The organism is Bacillus sp. FSL R5-0286 (genome assembly GCF_038593245.1).
In the GTDB taxonomy this organism is placed as follows: domain Bacteria; phylum Bacillota; class Bacilli; order Bacillales; family Bacillaceae; genus Bacillus; species Bacillus altitudinis.
Genome location: NZ_CP151977.1, coordinates 21,926 through 42,870, shown reverse-complemented (window position 1 = coordinate 42,870; position 20,945 = coordinate 21,926). Strand labels below are relative to the sequence as shown.

General features: G+C 43.0%; 19 protein-coding genes, 3 tRNA genes, 3 rRNA genes, 1 other RNA gene and 1 other annotated feature (1 of these 27 cut by a window edge). Of the genes, 4 read left to right on the top strand and 22 right to left on the bottom strand.

Going from position 1 to position 20,945, the window contains the following annotated elements; all coding sequences use genetic code 11:
- Window position 1: 1 nt before the first annotated feature.
- From NST24_RS00220 to tadA, 19 genes are all read right to left on the bottom strand, one after another.
- Window positions 2–442 carry a YaaR family protein gene (locus NST24_RS00220; RefSeq protein ID WP_008341898.1) on the bottom strand — a complete coding sequence of 147 codons (441 nt, stop codon included), beginning with the start codon at window positions 440–442 and terminating at the stop codon, window positions 2–4.
- A gap of 12 nt (window positions 443–454) precedes the next feature.
- Window positions 455–784, bottom strand: a complete 330-nt coding sequence (locus NST24_RS00215) for a cyclic-di-AMP receptor (RefSeq protein WP_012008640.1) — start codon at window positions 782–784, stop codon at window positions 455–457.
- 79 nt (window positions 785–863) lie between these two features.
- Window positions 864–1,502 (bottom strand): dTMP kinase, encoded by a 639-nt coding sequence (gene tmk, locus NST24_RS00210; protein WP_007496237.1) that lies wholly within the window; start codon window positions 1,500–1,502, stop codon window positions 864–866.
- Window positions 1,499–2,905 carry an aminotransferase class I/II-fold pyridoxal phosphate-dependent enzyme gene (locus NST24_RS00205; RefSeq protein WP_342462164.1) on the bottom strand — a complete coding sequence of 469 codons (1,407 nt, stop codon included), beginning with the start codon at window positions 2,903–2,905 and terminating at the stop codon, window positions 1,499–1,501. The genes tmk and NST24_RS00205 overlap by 4 nt, the downstream gene beginning before the upstream one ends.
- 77 nt (window positions 2,906–2,982) lie before the next feature.
- Window positions 2,983–4,038: a toxic anion resistance protein gene (locus tag NST24_RS00200; protein WP_342462163.1), complete on the bottom strand. Its 1,056-nt coding sequence runs from the start codon at window positions 4,036–4,038 to the stop codon at window positions 2,983–2,985.
- A gap of 21 nt (window positions 4,039–4,059) precedes the next feature.
- Window positions 4,060–4,674 carry a 5-bromo-4-chloroindolyl phosphate hydrolysis family protein gene (locus NST24_RS00195; protein WP_342462162.1) on the bottom strand — a complete coding sequence of 205 codons (615 nt, stop codon included), beginning with the start codon at window positions 4,672–4,674 and terminating at the stop codon, window positions 4,060–4,062.
- A gap of 128 nt (window positions 4,675–4,802) precedes the next feature.
- Complete coding sequence (locus tag NST24_RS00190; protein WP_017359334.1) at window positions 4,803–4,994, bottom strand: sigma factor G inhibitor Gin; 192 nt, start codon at window positions 4,992–4,994, stop codon at window positions 4,803–4,805.
- 170 nt (window positions 4,995–5,164) lie between these two features.
- Window positions 5,165–5,280, bottom strand: a 5S ribosomal RNA gene (gene rrf / locus NST24_RS00185).
- Window positions 5,281–5,341: 61 nt separating this feature from the next.
- Window positions 5,342–8,272 (bottom strand): 23S ribosomal RNA (locus NST24_RS00180).
- 98 nt (window positions 8,273–8,370) lie between these two features.
- Window positions 8,371–8,446 (bottom strand) — tRNA-Ala (locus tag NST24_RS00175).
- Window positions 8,447–8,460: 14 nt separating this feature from the next.
- Window positions 8,461–8,537: transfer RNA gene (locus tag NST24_RS00170), tRNA-Ile, on the bottom strand.
- 96 nt (window positions 8,538–8,633) lie between these two features.
- Window positions 8,634–10,182 (bottom strand): 16S ribosomal RNA (locus NST24_RS00165).
- The 16S, 23S and 5S rRNA genes sit together here with 2 tRNA genes alongside, the layout of an rRNA operon.
- Window positions 10,183–10,458: 276 nt before the next feature.
- Window positions 10,459–10,722: a pro-sigmaK processing inhibitor BofA family protein gene (locus tag NST24_RS00160; protein ID WP_012009068.1), complete on the bottom strand. Its 264-nt coding sequence runs from the start codon at window positions 10,720–10,722 to the stop codon at window positions 10,459–10,461.
- Window positions 10,723–10,788: 66 nt separating this feature from the next.
- Window positions 10,789–11,013 (bottom strand): YaaL family protein, encoded by a 225-nt coding sequence (locus NST24_RS00155; protein WP_008342008.1) that lies wholly within the window; start codon window positions 11,011–11,013, stop codon window positions 10,789–10,791.
- A gap of 18 nt (window positions 11,014–11,031) precedes the next feature.
- Window positions 11,032–11,628, bottom strand: coding sequence for a recombination protein RecR (gene recR, locus NST24_RS00150; RefSeq protein ID WP_003218094.1), 597 nt, complete (start codon window positions 11,626–11,628; stop codon window positions 11,032–11,034).
- 15 nt (window positions 11,629–11,643) lie between these two features.
- Window positions 11,644–11,967 carry a YbaB/EbfC family nucleoid-associated protein gene (locus NST24_RS00145; RefSeq protein ID WP_008342011.1) on the bottom strand — a complete coding sequence of 108 codons (324 nt, stop codon included), beginning with the start codon at window positions 11,965–11,967 and terminating at the stop codon, window positions 11,644–11,646.
- A gap of 25 nt (window positions 11,968–11,992) precedes the next feature.
- Window positions 11,993–13,705, bottom strand: coding sequence for a DNA polymerase III subunit gamma/tau (gene dnaX, locus NST24_RS00140; RefSeq protein WP_008342013.1), 1,713 nt, complete (start codon window positions 13,703–13,705; stop codon window positions 11,993–11,995).
- 330 nt (window positions 13,706–14,035) lie between these two features.
- Window positions 14,036–14,300: signal recognition particle sRNA large type (gene ffs, locus NST24_RS00135), an RNA gene on the bottom strand.
- 76 nt (window positions 14,301–14,376) lie between these two features.
- The gene (gene tadA / locus NST24_RS00130; protein WP_008342015.1) at window positions 14,377–14,853 is read right to left on the bottom strand and encodes a tRNA adenosine(34) deaminase TadA; all 477 of its coding nucleotides are present in this window, start codon (window positions 14,851–14,853) and stop codon (window positions 14,377–14,379) included.
- A 79-nt stretch (window positions 14,854–14,932) separates the two neighbouring features.
- Between tadA and NST24_RS00125 the strand changes: the two genes are divergently transcribed.
- From NST24_RS00125 to NST24_RS00110, 4 genes are all read left to right on the top strand, one after another.
- Window positions 14,933–15,487, top strand: a complete 555-nt coding sequence (locus NST24_RS00125; RefSeq protein WP_041091587.1) for an isochorismatase family cysteine hydrolase — start codon at window positions 14,933–14,935, stop codon at window positions 15,485–15,487.
- A gap of 45 nt (window positions 15,488–15,532) precedes the next feature.
- A complete protein-coding gene (locus tag NST24_RS00120) occupies window positions 15,533–16,834 on the top strand; it encodes a glycoside hydrolase family 18 protein (RefSeq protein WP_342462161.1) in 1,302 nt (433 codons plus the stop codon).
- Window positions 16,835–16,913: 79 nt separating this feature from the next.
- Complete coding sequence (locus NST24_RS00115; protein ID WP_017366700.1) at window positions 16,914–17,537, top strand: deoxynucleoside kinase; 624 nt, start codon at window positions 16,914–16,916, stop codon at window positions 17,535–17,537.
- Window positions 17,534–18,193 (top strand): deoxynucleoside kinase, encoded by a 660-nt coding sequence (locus NST24_RS00110; RefSeq protein WP_024719578.1) that lies wholly within the window; start codon window positions 17,534–17,536, stop codon window positions 18,191–18,193. The genes NST24_RS00115 and NST24_RS00110 overlap by 4 nt, the downstream gene beginning before the upstream one ends.
- Window positions 18,194–18,281: 88 nt before the next feature.
- Here NST24_RS00110 and NST24_RS00105 read toward each other — a convergent pair.
- The 3 genes from NST24_RS00105 to serS all read right to left on the bottom strand — a co-directional run bounded on the left by NST24_RS00105 (window position 18,282) and on the right by serS (window position 20,710).
- A tRNA-Ser gene (locus NST24_RS00105) sits at window positions 18,282–18,374 on the bottom strand.
- A gap of 132 nt (window positions 18,375–18,506) precedes the next feature.
- On the bottom strand, window positions 18,507–19,334 hold the full coding sequence (locus tag NST24_RS00100; RefSeq protein ID WP_008342025.1) for a methyl-accepting chemotaxis protein: 828 nt from the start codon (window positions 19,332–19,334) through the stop codon (window positions 18,507–18,509).
- A 101-nt stretch (window positions 19,335–19,435) separates the two neighbouring features.
- Entirely contained in the window at window positions 19,436–20,710 is a 1,275-nt protein-coding gene (gene serS / locus NST24_RS00095) for a serine--tRNA ligase (protein ID WP_008342028.1), read from the bottom strand.
- A gap of 48 nt (window positions 20,711–20,758) precedes the next feature.
- Window positions 20,759–20,945: a binding site (T-box leader), on the bottom strand; it runs 29 nt beyond the window's last position.

Genomic DNA, 20,945 nt, shown 5'->3' with positions numbered 1-20,945 from the left:
TCTATGTGTAAAGGTTAATCAATAAACCTTTTATTTCTCCAATACGTTCAAGCAAATCAATCGAGGGTTTCTCTTGATTCATCATATCCTCTGTTAACTCAATCAGCTTTTCATCTAATGCTTTGACTAAAGCGAGTGTTCGCGTGTTGCCATAAATGTCAAAGCTCCTTGATGTCTCTATATTTAATCCATTATCGACTGTTTCTTTTACAAAGCGTTTCACAAGTCCTTTAAACCTAGCCAAATCTTTAAGGTTTCGTGACTTTGTCAGTTTCTTGCCGAAGACTTCGATATCGCTCAGCATGACTGTCAGCTGCTCTAAACGCATTTTACCGCTTTGTGTCTCCATCGATGATTTAAACGATGCTGAAGTTTGGCTTCCTTTCATCGCTTGAAGTTCACGCTTTTCTAAAAGCAGCCGCATATCTTGATTAATTTTCACAGCAACCCATCCTTAAAATTGATGAAATTGTTCAACTGGCAGAATAAAGACGGTAGCTCCACCAACTTCAACCTCAACAGGGTATGGTACATATGAATCTGCATTTCCACCCATTGGTGATACAGGCGCGATCATTTGATCACGTTTACGGCAATTTTCCTTGATTAGCTGTAACGCTTTATCCACTCGGACATCATCGCAACCAATGATAAAAGTCGTATTCCCAGACTTTAGAAATCCACCAGTCGAAGCTAATTTTGTCACGCCGAATTGATGTTCTGTCAATATTTTCAATAACTTGCTGCTATCTTGATCCTGTACAACGGCAACAATTAATTTCATTTGATTGGCCTCCTTCATTTTAGGCACAGGTGACATGCCGATGTCTTCCTCTATATTATAACAACGATTGGGAATGAGGTCATATTTGATTTTTCTTTAATGTGTCCTGAATCAGCTGAAACACCTCATTAAAGACATCCTGAACAGGCTGAGACGCATCTACTACACGGAATCGTTCTGGTGATTGCGCAATCAGCAGCTCATATCCTTCTCTGACCATTTGATGAAAATTCAATGTTTCCATGTCTAATCGATTTTTTTCTCTTCCTTGATTGGCATCAATTCGCTTTAGACCTTCCTCTGGTGTAATGGAAAAGTAAATGGTCATTTGCGGCATCGTACCATCAATGGCAAAATCATTAATGGATTTGACTTCTTCAATCCCAAGCCCTCTCGCATAGCCCTGATAAGCAAGGGAGCTGTCGACAAAACGATCACATAAAACAGTTTCCCCCCGCTTCAATGCCGGTTCTACTTTTTCAGCCAAATGCTGCCTTCTAGCTGCTGCATAAAGCAATGCCTCTGTTTTTGCGTCCATTTTTGTATTTTTTTCATTTAAAATGACTTCACGAATTTGCTCTGCAATGTCGATGCCTCCAGGCTCACGTGTCGCCATCACTGCATATCCTTGACGTTCCATTTCTTCGTACACTTTTCGAATCACTGTCGTTTTTCCAGCACCCTCCGGTCCTTCAAACGTAATAAACATACCGCTCATAGTGTCTCCTCTTCTATATAAACATATAATTTTCTCTGGTGAATCACCTGACTTGCTTGCACATGAACTTGATGCCCAAGCAAACGGCTTAACGTCGCAATTTGATCTGATTCAATCGGTTCTCCTTTAATCATCAAAGGAATGCCAGGCGGATAGGGAATGACCGATTCTGCACTAATCCGGCCAGTTGCTTTTTCGAATGGAACAGCTTCTACATCTCGCTTTTGCTGATCGTCCTCTAAGAAGAGTGATCCCGTTTGAGGCTCTTTTTTTACAAGCAATGAATCACTTTGCTGAAGAGCCTGCTCTATAGCTGTAAAAGGAACGTCCTTTGTCTGCCTTAGACCAAAAACGAGTAAGACTTGATGTTCATCCGCAAGTTCTGGGTGAACCTCCACCGACTCAAGCACCTTTTTGAGTTCATAGCCTGTCAGCCCTTTTGTTGAACGAATGATACATTTTAATGGATCCATAGATAAAGAGTCAGACTCAACCACTTCGAGATTGGAGATCATATTGAACTGTGCTTTCAGCTTTGCCAAGTCTCTCATGATTTCGTCCATTAACCCTTTTCCCTTCAACTCCTCCACATAAGCTCTCGCCACATCTAACGAAGCCATAATTGGATAGGAAGGTGAACTGCTTTGAAGCATCGTTAATAACGTCTTTATCCGCTTCACATCAATTCGGTCTCCTTGAAGATGGAGATAAGACCCCATCGTCATTGCCGGAAGGGTTTTATGTGCTGATTGTACCACCACGTCTGCTCCATAGGAAAGGGCAGATGGAGGAAAGGCACCGCCTAATACAAAATGAGCACCATGTGCCTCATCAACTAATACAATGATGCCAGCTTCATGACACATTTGAATGAGCCCTGATAAATCAGCTGCATGTCCGTAGTAGTTCGGATATGTCAAAACGATTGCCCGGCAGTTAGGATGTGTCGCCATAGCTTGTTTGACTGTTTCCTCCGTCACATGAGTTGGGACGTGCAAGTGCGGATCACTCTCAGTTTCTAACATAATAGGCGTCGCTCCCGCAAGCTCAATCGCATGGAACACAGACTTATGACAATTTCGCTGAACGAAAATGCCCTCCCCAGCCTGACACGCAGACATCACCATCGCCAAATTGCCAACGGTTGTGCCATTCACAAGGAAAAAACTTTGTTTAGCTCCATATAGCTTTGCCAATAAATCCTCTGCCTCTTGAATCACCCCAGTCGGATGGTGAAGATCATCTAGACCTTCAAGTTCTGTCACATCCAGCTGAAGAATGGATGCATAATAGGACCGTGCCTCATCAAAAAAGACATCTCCATTGTGATGTCCCGGAACGTGAAAAGAATAGGGCTTCTTTTCCGCATGTTGTGATAATGCTGTATATAAAGGTGTTTTCAAACAAATCGACCCTTTTCACTTAAACGATATCTTATATCTATTATAACGTTCAAACAAGTGAACTGAAAGATGGATTCTCATTCCTTTATTGGTTTATGATTCACCAGCTTCTGCTCTGCCTCATGCATGCTACTTTTTAATTGAGCTCGTTCTTGGCTCCCATGTTCTTTTACCTGCAACGTTTCCTGCAATGTTTCGGCCAATTGGTGCTGAACCTTTTTCAACGTATCTATAGGCGTTAAGGATGCATCTTCAAGCAGCTGTCCTTGCTGCTTCGATACCTGTTCATATGTTTGCTGGATACGCTGCTCAAGCGCTGAATTGGCTCGCTGCTGAATATGATTGAACGCAATCGACATTTGGTTGATCCATAAAGGAATTGATGCGGAAACAGTTGATTGAATATGATTGGCTAATGTATGGTTTGTATGCTGAATCATTCGAATTTGGGCATTACATTGCAGTGCGATTTGACGGCTCAACAACAAATCATACTTCCGTTCTTTTAATCTCTCCATATATTCTTCTTCATCGACTTCCCGACTCATCAATTGTTCCTCTAATGTCCGATCATGTGACTGTGATTCTGCATGTTGCTCTAACAGCGACAATTTTGCTTCAACTGCTGCAACCTGTAACGTCATCTCTTGAAAGTATGATTGATTTTCTTCAAATAAACGCTCCAATAACTTATGGTCCGAAATTAGCACGCCTCTGGCGTAACGAAGCCTTGCTGACAATCTTTCTATCTGTGCTTCTGCTTGTTTAAAACGAGATATGATCTCCTGAGTAGAACGCTTTTCTCGCTGAAATAACCTTAAAAAAAAGCCTCGCTTCTTTGGCAATAAATCCTCTGGCTCCACTAAATGCAGTTGCTGTAAAAAAGCTTCTAGAACGTCTCCGATTTGGTCAATATCTTTTTTCTCCACATATTGCATCATTTGTTTTGATTGTTCTAACAATCGTTCCTGCACACGTGTGCCATAGAAAAGCAGTTTTTGTGGATGGTCAGGGATCTTCTCAGCTCGCTGTAGCGCCTCCTGCTTTTCCTCATCAGATAAGGTATCAAACACCCGAAACGGAAGATCTGTAGTAGATGGGGCTGGTGGTATGACTGGATCTTCTGGTTTCATCGAGTTTGACTCCTTTCATGTCTATTTTTTAATCATTTTATCGGCCACTTCAAGTTCAATATGAAGTGCTTCTATATCTCTTCCTAAAACTTGCTGTAAATCATTCGTTAATTGCTTTTGCAGTTCAGTCAGCGTAACTCGAGTTTGGCTTAATGTCATTTCAAGCTCATGGCTACGATTCGGCTGATTATACAGCAGTGCATATTTCTCAGTTAATTCAACAACAGAATCCAAACTCTCAAAATAAAACCGCTGTGCATCATAAAAACGGTTCGGTTCCTTTTTTGTTATCGTATAGATGCGTCGTGCAAGCCGAAGAATTTCATAATTATGCTTGATCGTCTGTACGTTCTTCACAGCAAATAAAGCTTTTTTCAACCGAACCAGCTTTTGCCCAGCTTCTTTTAAGTGCTGTTTAATATATACATAATCACTGCGAGACAGTCCGTGTTTCTTCAAAAACAACTGGAAGGCAGCCCATCGGCTTCCTGCAAACATCACACCCCACCCAATCATCGCATACAGTATCGACAATCCAACATGATGATGGAAAACATCAATACTGACAGTTAAAATCACCAGCGAAAATAGAGTAGAGAGAACGGCCCATACAAATGTGTAAAAAATTGATTTCATGTTCATCGACTCCTATGAATAATCAGGCTCTCTGTTTATCTTATTATTTATTACGGTTGATGTCCAAACTAAGTTCCAAAAAACAAGCCCAATCCCCGATTGCCCATAAAAAAAGACCATCTAATGGTCTATGAATACAAAGGCGGCGTATGAAGATTTTTAAGCTTTCTTACATAATCAGCATAACTAGGATCCGAGGTTGATGTAGAAATTAACTTCCGTTCACAATCTCGGCATAAAAACTGATGATATAAATAAATTCCCTTTGTTTTTTTCTCTTCACAAATCAAACAAATTGCTTCTCGCTCTTTTTTGCTCATTGTGACACCTCCACTTATAGCTTCAGTATGCCCTAGCGCTTTCAATTGTATACAAAATTAAGAATGTTTTAGATGATAGTTTAGTATATGTATCCATGCCAGATCGAGTGTTTGTTCCTTTTTTAAAACACAAAAAAGACCAGTTCCGATTGGAACTGATCCTTTGAAAAGCTTGGCGGCGTCCTACTCTCACAGGGGGAAACCCCCAACTACCATCGGCGCTGAAGAGCTTAACTTCCGTGTTCGGTATGGGAACGGGTGTGACCTCTTCGCTATCGCCACCAAACCTGATGGAGAGAATGTTCTCTCAAAACTAGATAACAATGTTCACGCTTCACATTAGAATATAGGTTAAGTCCTCGATCTATTAGTATCTGTCAGCTCCACGTGTCACCACGCTTCCACCTCAGACCTATCAACCTGATCATCTTTCAGGGATCTTACTTCCTTGCGGAATGGGAAATCTCATCTTGAGGGGGGCTTCATGCTTAGATGCTTTCAGCACTTATCCCGTCCGCACATAGCTACCCAGCGATGCCCTTGGCAGAACAACTGGTACACCAGCGGTGCGTCCATCCCGGTCCTCTCGTACTAAGGACAGCTCCTCTCAAATTTCCTGCGCCCGCGACGGATAGGGACCGAACTGTCTCACGACGTTCTGAACCCAGCTCGCGTACCGCTTTAATGGGCGAACAGCCCAACCCTTGGGACCGACTACAGCCCCAGGATGCGATGAGCCGACATCGAGGTGCCAAACCTCCCCGTCGATGTGGACTCTTGGGGGAGATAAGCCTGTTATCCCCGGGGTAGCTTTTATCCGTTGAGCGATGGCCCTTCCATGCGGAACCACCGGATCACTAAGCCCGACTTTCGTCCCTGCTCGACTTGTAGGTCTCGCAGTCAAGCTCCCTTGTGCCTTTACACTCTGCGAATGATTTCCAACCATTCTGAGGGAACCTTTGGGCGCCTCCGTTACATTTTAGGAGGCGACCGCCCCAGTCAAACTGCCCACCTGACACTGTCTCCCTGCCCGATAAGGGCAGCGGGTTAGAAGGTCAATACAGCCAGGGTAGTATCCCACCGATGCCTCCACCGAAGCTAGCGCTCCGGTTTCCAAGGCTCCTACCTATCCTGTACAAGCTGTACCAACATTCAATATCAGGCTGCAGTAAAGCTCCACGGGGTCTTTCCGTCCTGTCGCGGGTAACCTGCATCTTCACAGGTACTATAATTTCACCGAGTCTCTCGTTGAGACAGTGCCCAGATCGTTGCGCCTTTCGTGCGGGTCGGAACTTACCCGACAAGGAATTTCGCTACCTTAGGACCGTTATAGTTACGGCCGCCGTTTACTGGGGCTTCAATTCGCACCTTCGCTTACGCTAAGCGCTCCTCTTAACCTTCCAGCACCGGGCAGGCGTCAGCCCCTATACTTCGCCTTACGGCTTCGCAGAGACCTGTGTTTTTGCTAAACAGTCGCCTGGGCCTATTCACTGCGGCTTCTCGGGGCTTTAACACCCTAAGAAGCACCCCTTCTCCCGAAGTTACGGGGTCATTTTGCCGAGTTCCTTAACGAGAGTTCTCTCGATCACCTTAGGATTCTCTCCTCGCCTACCTGTGTCGGTTTGCGGTACGGGCACCTCTCACCTCGCTAGAGGCTTTTCTTGGCAGTGTGGAATCAGGAACTTCGCTACTAAATTTCGCTCGCCATCACAGCTCAGCCTTCACGGGAAACGGATTTGCCTATTTCCCAGCCTAACTGCTTGGACGCGGATATCCAATACCGCGCTTACCCTATCCTCCTGCGTCCCCCCATTGCTCAAATGGTGAGGAGGTGGTACAGGAATATCAACCTGTTGTCCATCGCCTACGCCTTTCGGCCTCGGCTTAGGTCCCGACTAACCCTGAGCGGACGAGCCTTCCTCAGGAAACCTTAGGCATTCGGTGGACGGGATTCTCACCCGTCTTTCGCTACTCATACCGGCATTCTCACTTCTAAGCGCTCCACCAGTCCTTCCGGTCTGACTTCACTGCACTTAGAACGCTCTCCTACCACTGTTCGTAAGAACAGTCCGCAGCTTCGGTGATACGTTTAGCCCCGGTACATTTTCGGCGCAGAGTCACTCGACCAGTGAGCTATTACGCACTCTTTAAATGGTGGCTGCTTCTAAGCCAACATCCTGGTTGTCTAAGCAACTCCACATCCTTTTCCACTTAACGTATACTTTGGGACCTTAGCTGGCGGTCTGGGCTGTTTCCCTTTCGACTACGGATCTTATCACTCGCAGTCTGACTCCCAAGGATAAGTCATCGGCATTCGGAGTTTGACTGAATTCGGTAACCCGGTAGGGGCCCCTAGTCCAATCAGTGCTCTACCTCCGAGACTCTTACCTTGAGGCTAGCCCTAAAGCTATTTCGGAGAGAACCAGCTATCTCCAGGTTCGATTGGCATTTCACCCCTACCCACACCTCATCCCCGCACTTTTCAACGTGCGTGGGTTCGGGCCTCCATTCAGTGTTACCTGAACTTCACCCTGGACATGGGTAGATCACCTGGTTTCGGGTCTACGACCACGTACTCATGCGCCCTATTCAGACTCGCTTTCGCTGCGGCTCCGCATCTTCTGCTTAACCTTGCACGGGATCGTAACTCGCCGGTTCATTCTACAAAAGGCACGCCATCACCCGTTAACGGGCTCTGACTACTTGTAGGCACACGGTTTCAGGATCTATTTCACTCCCCTTCCGGGGTGCTTTTCACCTTTCCCTCACGGTACTGGTTCACTATCGGTCACTAGGGAGTATTTAGCCTTGGGAGATGGTCCTCCCGGATTCCGACGGAATTTCACGTGTTCCGCCGTACTCAGGATCCACTCTGGAGAGAACAACATTTCAGTTACAGGGCTGTTACCTTCTTTGGCGGGCCTTTCCAGACCTCTTCGCTTATATCGTTCCTTTGTAACTCCGTATAGAGTGTCCTACAACCCCAAGAGGCAAGCCTCTTGGTTTGGGCTGTTCCCGTTTCGCTCGCCGCTACTCAGGGAATCGCATTTGCTTTCTCTTCCTCCGGGTACTTAGATGTTTCAGTTCCCCGGGTATGCCTTCTCATACTCTATGTATTCAAGTATGGATACTACTCCATTACGAGCAGTGGGTTTCCCCATTCGGAAATCTCCGGATCAAAGCTTGCTTACAGCTCCCCGAAGCATATCGGTGTTCGTCCCGTCCTTCATCGGCTCCTAGTGCCAAGGCATCCACCGTGCGCCCTTTCTAACTTAACCATTTCTTACTTTAGAAAGAATCACTATGTGTGATGAACTTTGCATTGCATTCAATGTGAATGTATTACTTATTGTTATCTAGTTTTCAAAGAACACGTTGGTGGAGCCTAGCGGGATCGAACCGCTGACCTCCTGCGTGCAAGGCAGGCGCTCTCCCAGCTGAGCTAAGGCCCCGATTTAATAGAAGATGGTGGGCCTGAGTGGACTCGAACCACCGACCTCACGCTTATCAGGCGTGCGCTCTAACCAGCTGAGCTACAGGCCCATCTTTCATATCGAAGATATGATGTTGTAGGATCTTTTGCAAGTTCCTTCAAAACTAAACAAGACGAAAAACGTACGCTGCTCCATATATCCTTAGAAAGGAGGTGATCCAGCCGCACCTTCCGATACGGCTACCTTGTTACGACTTCACCCCAATCATCTGCCCCACCTTCGGCGGCTGGCTCCATAAAGGTTACCTCACCGACTTCGGGTGTTGCAAACTCTCGTGGTGTGACGGGCGGTGTGTACAAGGCCCGGGAACGTATTCACCGCGGCATGCTGATCCGCGATTACTAGCGATTCCAGCTTCACGCAGTCGAGTTGCAGACTGCGATCCGAACTGAGAACAGATTTGTGGGATTGGCTAAACCTTGCGGTCTCGCAGCCCTTTGTTCTGTCCATTGTAGCACGTGTGTAGCCCAGGTCATAAGGGGCATGATGATTTGACGTCATCCCCACCTTCCTCCGGTTTGTCACCGGCAGTCACCTTAGAGTGCCCAACTAAATGCTGGCAACTAAGATCAAGGGTTGCGCTCGTTGCGGGACTTAACCCAACATCTCACGACACGAGCTGACGACAACCATGCACCACCTGTCACTCTGTCCCCGAAGGGAAAGCCCTATCTCTAGGGTTGTCAGAGGATGTCAAGACCTGGTAAGGTTCTTCGCGTTGCTTCGAATTAAACCACATGCTCCACCGCTTGTGCGGGCCCCCGTCAATTCCTTTGAGTTTCAGTCTTGCGACCGTACTCCCCAGGCGGAGTGCTTAATGCGTTAGCTGCAGCACTAAGGGGCGGAAACCCCCTAACACTTAGCACTCATCGTTTACGGCGTGGACTACCAGGGTATCTAATCCTGTTCGCTCCCCACGCTTTCGCTCCTCAGCGTCAGTTACAGACCAGAGAGTCGCCTTCGCCACTGGTGTTCCTCCACATCTCTACGCATTTCACCGCTACACGTGGAATTCCACTCTCCTCTTCTGCACTCAAGTTTCCCAGTTTCCAATGACCCTCCCCGGTTGAGCCGGGGGCTTTCACATCAGACTTAAGAAACCGCCTGCGAGCCCTTTACGCCCAATAATTCCGGACAACGCTTGCCACCTACGTATTACCGCGGCTGCTGGCACGTAGTTAGCCGTGGCTTTCTGGTTAGGTACCGTCAAGGTGCAAGCAGTTACTCTTGCACTTGTTCTTCCCTAACAACAGAGCTTTACGATCCGAAAACCTTCATCACTCACGCGGCGTTGCTCCGTCAGACTTTCGTCCATTGCGGAAGATTCCCTACTGCTGCCTCCCGTAGGAGTCTGGGCCGTGTCTCAGTCCCAGTGTGGCCGATCACCCTCTCAGGTCGGCTACGCATCGTCGCCTTGGTGAGCCGTTACCTCACCAACTAGCTAATGCGCCGCGGGTCCATCTGTAAGTGACAGCCGAAACCGTCTTTCATCCTTGAACCATGCGGTTCAAGGAACTATCCGGTATTAGCTCCGGTTTCCCGGAGTTATCCCAGTCTTACAGGCAGGTTACCCACGTGTTACTCACCCGTCCGCCGCTAACATCCGGGAGCAAGCTCCCTTCTGTCCGCTCGACTTGCATGTATTAGGCACGCCGCCAGCGTTCGTCCTGAGCCAGGATCAAACTCTCCGAAAAAGTACAAAACCGAAGTTTTGTTTTTCGTCAGCGTTTGACTGACTACCTATGATGTATCATAGGATTTTTTTATAAAAACTCGAATTAACAGGTACGTTTTGTCTTGTTTAGTTTTCAAAGAACTTGTTTACCGCTTCAGAAGCGACTAGAACATCTTATCACATCCAAGTTGTTAGTGTCAACAACTTTTTTGTTATTATGTTTTTTCGTTTCTTCGTCATCAGCGACGTATATTAATTTACCACCATATATAATCAAAGTCAACAATATTTTGCATTAAATAATAAACTTTTCAATTACGACTAAAGCTGCTACACCTGGAATGCCCAACAAACCACTAATTCCGCTCGTTACAGGGTTAATGGAAACATGAAGCCCTAAACTCTCGCCGAATAAATTGAGACAAAATAAAAAAAGAGCGCCTGCGACAAATTTTATTCCGATAAGCCCTAACCATTTGAATGGATTTGCTTGAACACCCGACATAAACAACAATAAAACAGCTAACAAAATTGAACCAATCACAATAACAGGTTCCATAATCCTCTCATCTCCTCTTCATATGAATAGTACAAGCATATGAGAGGATTATGGAAAATAGACCTGCTATCTCCAGTTGTTTAAACGTAAATTTCTCTTTTTCGCTTCTCTCAGATAGAAAAAGTACTTCGCTTGAGCAAGCTTTAATTCGAATAGAATGTCCGGTGAAGGCTCAACGCTATTTGCGACAAGCTTTTTTTGTCTGTTCCATTCTTCCTTTTGCTTAAAAAGCTGTTGAATTAATATCTCATCGAATTCTTTTCGAATTGATTTTCTGCGAAGAAAACCCATGTACCGTACTTCTCCTTCCTACATCTCACGTCTGCCTTCTAGAGCCTTAGAAAGTGTGACTTCATCCGCATACTCTAAATCTCCACCTACTGGGAGTCCGTGAGCAATGCGAGAGAGTTTAATTCCTGATGGTTTCAACAATCTAGAGATATACATGGCTGTCGCTTCTCCCTCAATGTTTGGGTTGGTTGCAAGAATGACCTCTGTGACTTGATCGTCTTGCAATCTTTTTAATAGGTCAGGAATTTTAATATCCTCCGGTCCAATTCCGTCCATTGGTGAAATAGCACCATGAAGCACATGATATAAGCCGTTGTATTCTTTCATTTTTTCCATTGCGATCACATCTTTTGGATCCTGCACGACACAGATCACAGATTGATCTCTTCTTGTATCTTCACAAATATAGCAAGGATCCTGGTCGGTGATATGTCCGCAAACAGAACAATAAGTTAAATTACGCTTTGCATTAACAAGTGCCTTCGCAAAATCCAGCACGACATCTTCTTGCATACTAAGAACAAAAAAAGCCAGACGGACCGCAGTTTTAGGTCCGATTCCTGGCAATTTCATAAAGCTATCAATCAGCTTTGATATTGGTTCAGGATATTGCATCTTCAGTTATTCCTCCTAGAATAAACCTGGCATGTTCATTCCTTTTGTGAATTGACCCATTGTTTCATTCGTTAGTTCATCAACTTTTTTCAATGCATCATTTGTTGCTGCAAGTACAAGATCTTGAAGCATATCGATGTCTTCAGGATCAACAACTTCTTCATTAATCGCCACATCAACGACTTCTTTTTGTCCATTTACTTTTACAGTGACCATGCCGCCACCTGCCGTACCTTCAAGGACTTTTTCTGCAAGCTCTTCTTGAGCCTTAGCCATATCCTTCTGCATTTTTTGCATTTGTTTCATCATTTTTTGCATATTTCCCATTCCACCGCGCATATGAACACCACTCTCTTTCAAATTGTTAATCTTTAATTTCAATTAAATCGGTTCCTACTAACTTCTTTGCTTCTGCAATTAATGGATCTTCTTCAGCAGAAGCTGCCTGACCATCTGCTTGTTCTTCAGGCTGATGATCTCTTAAAAATTCTTCTCTTATTTTACCCCATTGAGCGTCAGGAACGCCAACTAATTCCACTCTTTTTCCTAGCATAGATTCTAGCAGTTGCTCAAGATTGGTTCGAACACCACTTTTATCTTCGGCCACCATCTTACAATGTATTTCAAATTTGAATTTTAAAACAAAGGCATGAGTTGCCGCCGCAACTGGTTCACTATCTGTTAATAGCGCAGCGTGAGATACCTTATTTTGCTGTTTTAATTGGGCAAGAAGCTCTCCCCATTTGCCTTTTATTTTTTCTAGCTCCGGCCGCTTCGCTTCTTTTAAAATCTCATGAATTCGACCGACAGGTGCACGATAACCATTTTTATTACTCGTTTGAGGTCGAGGTGCTTCCGTTTTTGCTTGAGGACTCTGAGACTGAGTCATTGGAACACCCTCAGCTTTTAGCCTAGATAGCTCCTGTTCCAGCCTGTCTATTTTATTCGTTAACGCTGTTAGGTCGGAATCAGCCGGAGATGATACAGCACCAGCCGTTGACTGACAGAGCTTAACCACAGCTACTTCAAAGAAAATTCTAGGATGGTTTGTCCATTTCATTTCCTGATGGCTTTTATTCAGCACTTCAATCGTTTCATAAAGAAACTGAGGTGCCACACGTTCTGAAAGAGCCACAAACTTATCGTCGACTTTGACTTTTTCAAGGACACCTTCAAGATCCGGTGCTGTTTTGTAAAGAAGCATATCTCTAAAGTAGAAGATCATATCCTCTATTAATTTCGCGGCATCTTTCCCCTGTTGAAGCAATTCATTTAACGTATCCAGCGCTATCGCAATATTTTGCTCAAAAATGGCTTCAGCAAGCTGACTAATGAAATGCTGAGATACAGCACCTGTAATGAGCAGTGCATCATCAATTGTGAGCTGTTCACCACTAAATGAGATCGCTTGGTCAAGGAGACTGAGTGCGTCACGCATGCCTCCATCTGCCGCACTAGCAATAATCTCGAGTGAACCCTCTTGTATATTTAGGCTTTCTGCATCTACAATTTTCTCCATTCGTCCAACAATATCTTTTGTCGTGATCCGTTTAAAATCAAATCTCTGACATCTTGATATGATGGTAAGAGGAATCTTATGAGGCTCTGTGGTAGCCAAAATAAAGATACAATGAGCAGGTGGTTCCTCTAGGGTTTTAAGAAGTGCATTAAATGCCCCGATAGAGAGCATATGTACCTCATCTATAATATAAACCTTATATGTAACCGCTGAAGGAGCAAATTTCACTTTATCACGTATATCCCGAATTTCATCTACCCCGTTATTTGAGGCAGCATCTATTTCAATCACGTCTGAAATCGAACCGGTCGTAATCCCTCTACAGGCATCACACTCATTACACGGCTCACTAACAGGTGACTTTTCACAGTTCACTGCTTTCGCAAAAATCTTGGCAGCACTTGTTTTACCTGTTCCTCTAGGACCTGAAAATAAGTAAGCATGAGAAAACTTTTTCTGCAAAAGGGCATTTTGCAACGTTTTTGTGATGTGTTCTTGTCCAACAACATCCTCAAAAACTTGAGGTCTGAACACTCGGTATAAAGCTTGATAACTCACAAATACGCCCTCCTCCATTTATCATCATGTTCATTATACATGATGCAACGATCAATTCAAAAGTACACCTTTATTTTCTAATAAACGAAAAAGGGCATTTCCTTTAAAGACTTATTACTTTTCTTGATTAAAAAACGTGTTTTCCTGCTTTCTGAAAATGTCTGTCAGATCAACAAGAACATTCATTCCCTCTATGAATTAATTCAAAAAAACTCACCCTGAAAATGGCTTTTTTGCTATTTGTATAAACAAAACAACTGATATATTCTTTCAATAGCAACAAAAAACTCACCTAGATAAACTAGATGAGTTACATTTAATATTGATTTACCGTGCACCTTCTGTCGATTCGCTACCCCAAGCGTTACTTAAACAGTTAGCTCGGCCCAGGCAACCCTGCGGCACATGAGAGGTTTCACTTAATGCTGCTTCCTTCCGGACCTGACATGGTTCATGAATTCCCATTGCGCAGGACCCAGACGTCAACACCACTTATTTAAGGCAGACCTTGAAGTAAACGAACCTTGAGAAGGGATTCGGCCTCGCTAGAGCGGATTGCGAGTACAGGGCACCGCTACCTCCCCGCTTAGCACGGCAAAATGAATATTAAATTGTTGGTGACGCAGACATAAGTATACCTTCTAAGTGATAAAATTGCAAACGACATCCATTCATTTACTTTTCGCCTGCTTCTTCCGCTGACGGAGGTCTCGAAAGAACTGACTTAACAGCTCACCACACTCATTTTCAAGCACACCACCAATGACTTCAGACTGATGATTGAACCGCTCATCGTCCAATAAATTCATTAAAGTACCAGCACATCCACCTTTAGGATCATAGGCACCAAAAACGACCTTTTTCACTCTTGAAAGTACAATAGCGCCTGCACACATTGGGCACGGTTCGAGTGTAACATAAAGTACAGCATCTTCTAAACGCCAGCTACCAGTCATTTTACACGCTTCATCAATAGCAAGTAATTCCGCATGAGCAATTGATCGCTGTTCACTTTCCCTTAAATTGTGAGCACGGCTTACAATTTGATCATCAACAACGATGACGGCACCGATTGGAACTTCTCCTATTTGTTTTGCTTTCAAAGCTTCAGAAATAGCTTCTTGCATAAACTGTTCATCTTTCGTCATAGCACGGCTCTCTTTTCATGTTTTTTTAAAGGATATTGAGGTTAACATATTATCACAATCTTTTAAAGGGGGTCTTGATTTGCCAAAACAACAAAAGGCACTGCTTATTATTGACATGATCAATAATTTTGATTTCGAAATGGGACATGTGCTCGCTGAAAAAACAGAGCAAATGACCAATAAAATTTTAGCCCTTAAACAACACGCTTTCAAGAAAAATTGGCCAATTATCTATATCAACGACCACTATGGACTCTGGAAGGCTGATATCAAAGCTGTTATGGAAACATGTAAAAACGAAAGAAGTGCCCCTATTTTAGAGCAAATGGCACCATCTAAAGATGATTACTTCTTAATTAAACCTAAGCACTCTGCCTTTTACGGAACAGCACTAGAGACACTCCTAAATGAATTAGGTGTGCAAGAACTTATTTTAACTGGAATTGCCGGAAACATCTGTGTCCTGTTCACTGCAAATGACGCTTACATGCGAGAGTACAACCTCACTGTACCTAAAGATTGTATTGCTTCAAATGATGATAGGGACAACGAGTACGCTTTAACGATGATGGAGAACGTTCTTCTCGCCAAAATCACAACCACTAAAGAGATCACGGATGAAAATCAAACATGATTTATCCATCACCCTCATAAATTGTTAGCAATAACAAAGGGGGCGTTGACCATTCAAATTTATGTTGTCAAAAGAGGAGATACGTTAAATGAGATTGCCATGCGTTTTAAAACAACGGTAAATGAAATCATTCGGACCAACGACATCGAAACACCAAATCAACTAGTCGTTGGACAAACAATTGTCATCCCTATTAGAGGCCAATTTTATGAGGTCAAACAAAATGATACACTTTATCAAATTGGAAGAAAATTTCAAATTTCGGTAGAAGAATTGGCACGTGTGAATCGGATTCGTCCTGAAGCTATATTGCCTATTCGCTTCTTGCTTTATATTCCACAAAGACCGAAAAGAAATATTAATTCTAATGCTTATATAGAACCACGCGGAAACCAAGTCAGCGAAAATTTAAAGCAAGCAGCCAGAGAGGCATCTCCATACTTAACACATCTCGGCGCTTTTAGTTTTCAAGCGCAAAGAGACGGAACACTTCGCGAGCCACCATTAGATCAATTGCCTCAGATTGCCGCTCAAAGCAGAACGGTTTTATCCATGGTAGTCACAAATCTAGAGAATGATAAATTTAGTGATGAACTCGGGCGAATCCTTTTAACAAATCAATCTGTCAAAACGACATTATTAAATGAAATCGTCCGCGTTGCTCAAAAGTATCAATTAAAAGAAATCCATTTTGACTTTGAATATTTACGCCCAGTTGATAAAGAAGCCTACCTTCAATTTTTAAGAGAAGCAACAACTCGTTTTCATCAACAGGGTTGGACTATTTCTGTGGCACTCGCTCCTAAAACAAGCAGTGAACAGAAAGGAAAATGGTATGAGGCACATGACTATGAAGCAATTGGAAAGATTGTTGATCATGTTGTGCTAATGACTTATGAGTGGGGCTACAGCGGCGGGCCTGCACAAGCCGTCTCTCCGATCGGCCCTGTCCGCCAAGTCATTGAATATGCACTGACTGTCATACCTGCCAATAAAATTGTGATGGGGCAGAATTTATATGGATATGATTGGACACTCCCTTATGTTCAAGGAGGCCCTATCGCCAAAGCCGTCAGCCCTCAACAAGCGATCGCCATTGCTAGAGAGAATAATGTATCCATTTTATATGACGAAACAGCACAAGCACCTTATTTCCGTTATACAGATGCTAATAACAAAGAACACGAGGTTTGGTTTGAAGATGCAAGATCCATTCAAGCCAAATTTAATCTCATTAAAGAGTTAAACCTAAATGGAATTGCTTACTGGAAATTAGGTCTATCCTTCCCACAAAACTGGTTGTTGTTATCAGATCAATTTAATATTGAAAAAAGAACGACATCGTAATTCATACGCTCTATCTCTCAGAAGGGGTATGGTACAATATACATTGGTTTGACAACTTTATAGATAGAGGAGAACGCCTATGTATCCTGCCCCTTTTATTGCAGTGGAAGGCCCAATTGGAGCCGGAAAAACAACCTTGGCTACAATGCTTTCAAAGGAATTTCAATTTCCTTTAGTAAAAGAAATTGTAGAAGAAAATCCATTCTTAGATAAATTTTATGAAGATATGGAACAATGGAGCTTTCAGCTTGAGATGTTCTTTCTATGCAATCGGTTTAAACAGTTAGAATCTATTGAAGAGAACTATGTCAAAAAACAGCAGCCGATTGTCACTGATTATCATGTCTATAAAAATATGATATTTGCAGAGAGAACCTTATCCAAAAAGCACATGGATAAATACAGAAAGATCTATCACTTGCTGACAGATGATCTTCCTAAACCAAATGCCATGATCTATATAAAAGCCAGCCTTCCCACCTTACTTGATAGAATAAAGATGAGAGGCCGATCTTTTGAAGAAGACATTGATCCAGCTTATTTAAAAACCCTGATTGAAGATTATGAGTTGGCCATCGAGCATTTAAAACAAACTGACCCAGGTCTTCCTATCATTACAATTGAAGGCGATCATACAGACTTCGTTTCCTCACAGCAAGATTACCAGCAAATTGTACAGAACATAAAGGAGCAAGTACTATGAAAAATATTGAAATACCAAAGGATGCTGTCATTACAATTGCAGGGACAGTTGGTGTCGGAAAATCGACCATGACGAAAACAATAGCGGACAAGCTAGGGTTTCAAACTTCTCTCGAAAAAGTAGATGATAATCCATACTTAGAGCCTTTTTATTCAGATTTCCAAAGATGGAGCTTTCATTTACAGGTCTATTTTCTAGCTGAACGTTTTAAGGAGCAGAAACGAATCTTCGAGTCTGGTGGAGGTTATGTACAAGACCGGTCCATTTATGAGGACACTGGTATTTTTGCTAAAATGCACGCAGACAAAGGTACCATGTCAGAGGTAGACTATGAAACGTATACGAGTCTATTTGAGGCAATGGTGATGACACCTTACTTCCCTCACCCAGATGTCCTCATTTACTTGCATGGGGATTTAGATCATATATTACATCGTATTGAAGAGCGCGGGAGAGAGATGGAAACTCAAACCGATCGAGCATATTGGGAAGAAATGTACACTCGATATACAGAATGGATTGAACAATTTGATCTGTGCCCTGTGATTAAAATTAATATTGAAGATTATGACCTACTTCATGATGAAAGCTCACTTGATCCAATTCTTCATGAAATTGCTTCTGTTATTCAAAAAAATCGCTCTAACACAAAATAATAAAAAAAAACCGCTGCATTTCTCGAATGCAGCGGTTTGACAATTTCCAATTTTTATGCGTTTCAATTCAACTAAGGTAAAATCAATATGGCGGAGGAAGAGGGATTCGAACCCCCGCGGGCTTTGACACCCCTGTCGGTTTTCAAGACCGATCCCTTCAGCCGGACTTGGGTATTCCTCCGTATCGACAAGAATTAATATATCATATCATCTTATTTTAAGTCAACATCTTTTCGAAAAAAATTCCAACATTTGATTTTGGTATGATGTTTAGCCTATAAAAAGCAGCCGATTATCGGCTGCTCTTCATCTATTACGTATCCTGTCTAATTTCTTCTATAAAAAGATTCATCTCTTCTTTAAAATCATTTAATGACTCAATAATCTTTGTAAAGTCTGTCACTTGTTTAGCTTGTTCGTTTGTTGAACTGCTGATTTGTGAGATATTTTCAGATAAAGTGCCAATGCTGTCTTGGATTTCTTTTAAAAATGCATTAATGGTTTCAGCTGCTTCCTTTGATCCATCTGATAACTTACGTACCTCGTCTGCAACAACAGCAAAGCCTTTTCCATTTTCACCCGCTCTTGCCGCTTCAATTGCAGCATTGAGTCCTAACAGGTTTGTTTGTCTCGCAATACCGCCAATAGTTTTGACGACTTCTTCAATATTTGCGGATTTCTCTTCTGCTCTTCCGGCCTGCTCACTAATTTCTAAGCTTGTCGCAGCCAGTTCTTGAGAATGAGCAGCAATTTGCTCAATTCCACCTTGTAACTCTTTCGCTACTTTATTGATATGTTCCATATAGCCGCTTAATTTCTTCTCACGATGATGTGAAAAAGCCACTAAAAAAGAGCCAATCACTTTTCTATCTTCATCAAAAATCGGATAACCTTTTACAGCAATTTCATAACCATATAAAGACTCTGGCAAATGCCCATCATATTCTTGTCCTCTTAATGTCGTCGCCACGTTTTGGTCCTCTGGGTTTAAAGCGTCCCCTACTTTAATGCCAAAATCTACTGTGGTCGATGGATAATAGCAAAGTACCTTTTCTGTATCAGTGATGCCGAAAAGGACACTTTCATCTAGAACTTTTCTGAGTAATTGAGCCATTTCAACATAATAGTCAAGCCTATTCAAGGTTATTCCTTCTTTCCTAGATGCTTTTAGTTCTTTTATCGGCTTATTTTAGAAAAGCTGTAGAAGTTTAGGTAAAAAGAATAAGATGCCATGACGGCATCTTATTTTATCACTTCTTTATTTCCCATATAAGGACGTAACACCTCAGGAATGATCACTGTTCCATCCTCTTGTTGATAGTTTTCTAAAATGGCTGCAACAGTTCTTCCTACTGCTAAACCAGATCCATTTAATGTGTGCACATGTTCTGGCTTGGCTTTAGGCTCAGGGCGGAAACGAATGTTTGCTCGTCTCGCTTGGAACGCTTCAAAGTTACTGCAAGAAGAAATTTCACGATACGTATTTTGGCTTGGAATCCATACTTCGATATCGTATTTCTTCGCAGCCGTAAAGCCTAAATCTCCTGTACACATGCTCATGACACGGTATGGCAGGTTCAATAATTGAAGAACTTTTTCTGCTTGGTTTGTTAGTTTTTCTAATTCTTCATAAGAATCTTCTGGTCTGACAAATTTCACAAGCTCTACTTTGTTAAATTGGTGCTGACGGATGAGTCCGCGCGTATCTCTACCAGCAGAACCAGCTTCTGATCTAAAGCAAGCACTAAATGCTGCATAATTGATTGGCAGCTGCTCTCCTTCAAGAATTTCGTCACGGTGCATGTTCGTAATTGGCACTTCAGCCGTTGGAATGAGGAAATAATCTTCTTCTCGAATTTTAAAAGCATCCTCTTCAAACTTTGGAAGCTGTCCGGTTCCTGTCATGCTTGCTCTGTTGACCATATAAGGTGGTAGTACTTCAGTAAAACCAAATTCATCTACGTGTAAATCCAGCATAAAGTTATAAAGTGCACGCTCTAACCGTGCGCCTAGCCCTTTATAAAAAACGAAACGGCTTCCTGTCACTTTTCCTGCACGTTCAAAATCCAAAATCTTCAGCTCATCCGCTACATCCCAATGCGGCTTTGGTTCAAATGAGAAGGCTGGCTGTTCGCCCCATTTTCTCACTTCAATGTTGTCATCTTCTGTTTCACCGACTGGTACAGAGTCATGAGGGATGTTTGGAATTGAGAATAGGATGGTTTGCAGGCTTTCCTCTACTGTTCTTAATTCATCATCTAACTTCTTAATCTCATCGCCTACCTCACGCATTTCTTGAATAATGTGATCGGCGTCTTTCTTTTCTCTTTTTAGAACAGCCACTTGCTGTGATACTTCATTTCTTCGGCTCTTTAATACTTCTGTTTTGCCGATTAATTCTCTTCTTTTTTGATCCAGTTCACCAAACTTATCAAAATCCGCTAAATCTTCGCCTCGATGGGCTAATTTTTCTTTGATTTGATCAAAATCCGTGCGCAGTTGTTTAATATCCAGCATGTGTAACACTCCTTTTTTATCGAAAAATAAAAAGAGCCCTCATCCCATGAAAGGGACGAGAGCTCTCGCGTTGCCACCCTGATTGAAAACACGCCAAAAGCATGCTTTCCTCTTTCCTCTGTAACGGCATCACCGTAAATGCTTACTTCGTGTTTCGGCATTTCGCTCAAGGATGGATTCAGAATGCATCTTTCACCGATTCTCACCAACCATCGGCTCTCTGAGAAAGAGGGGC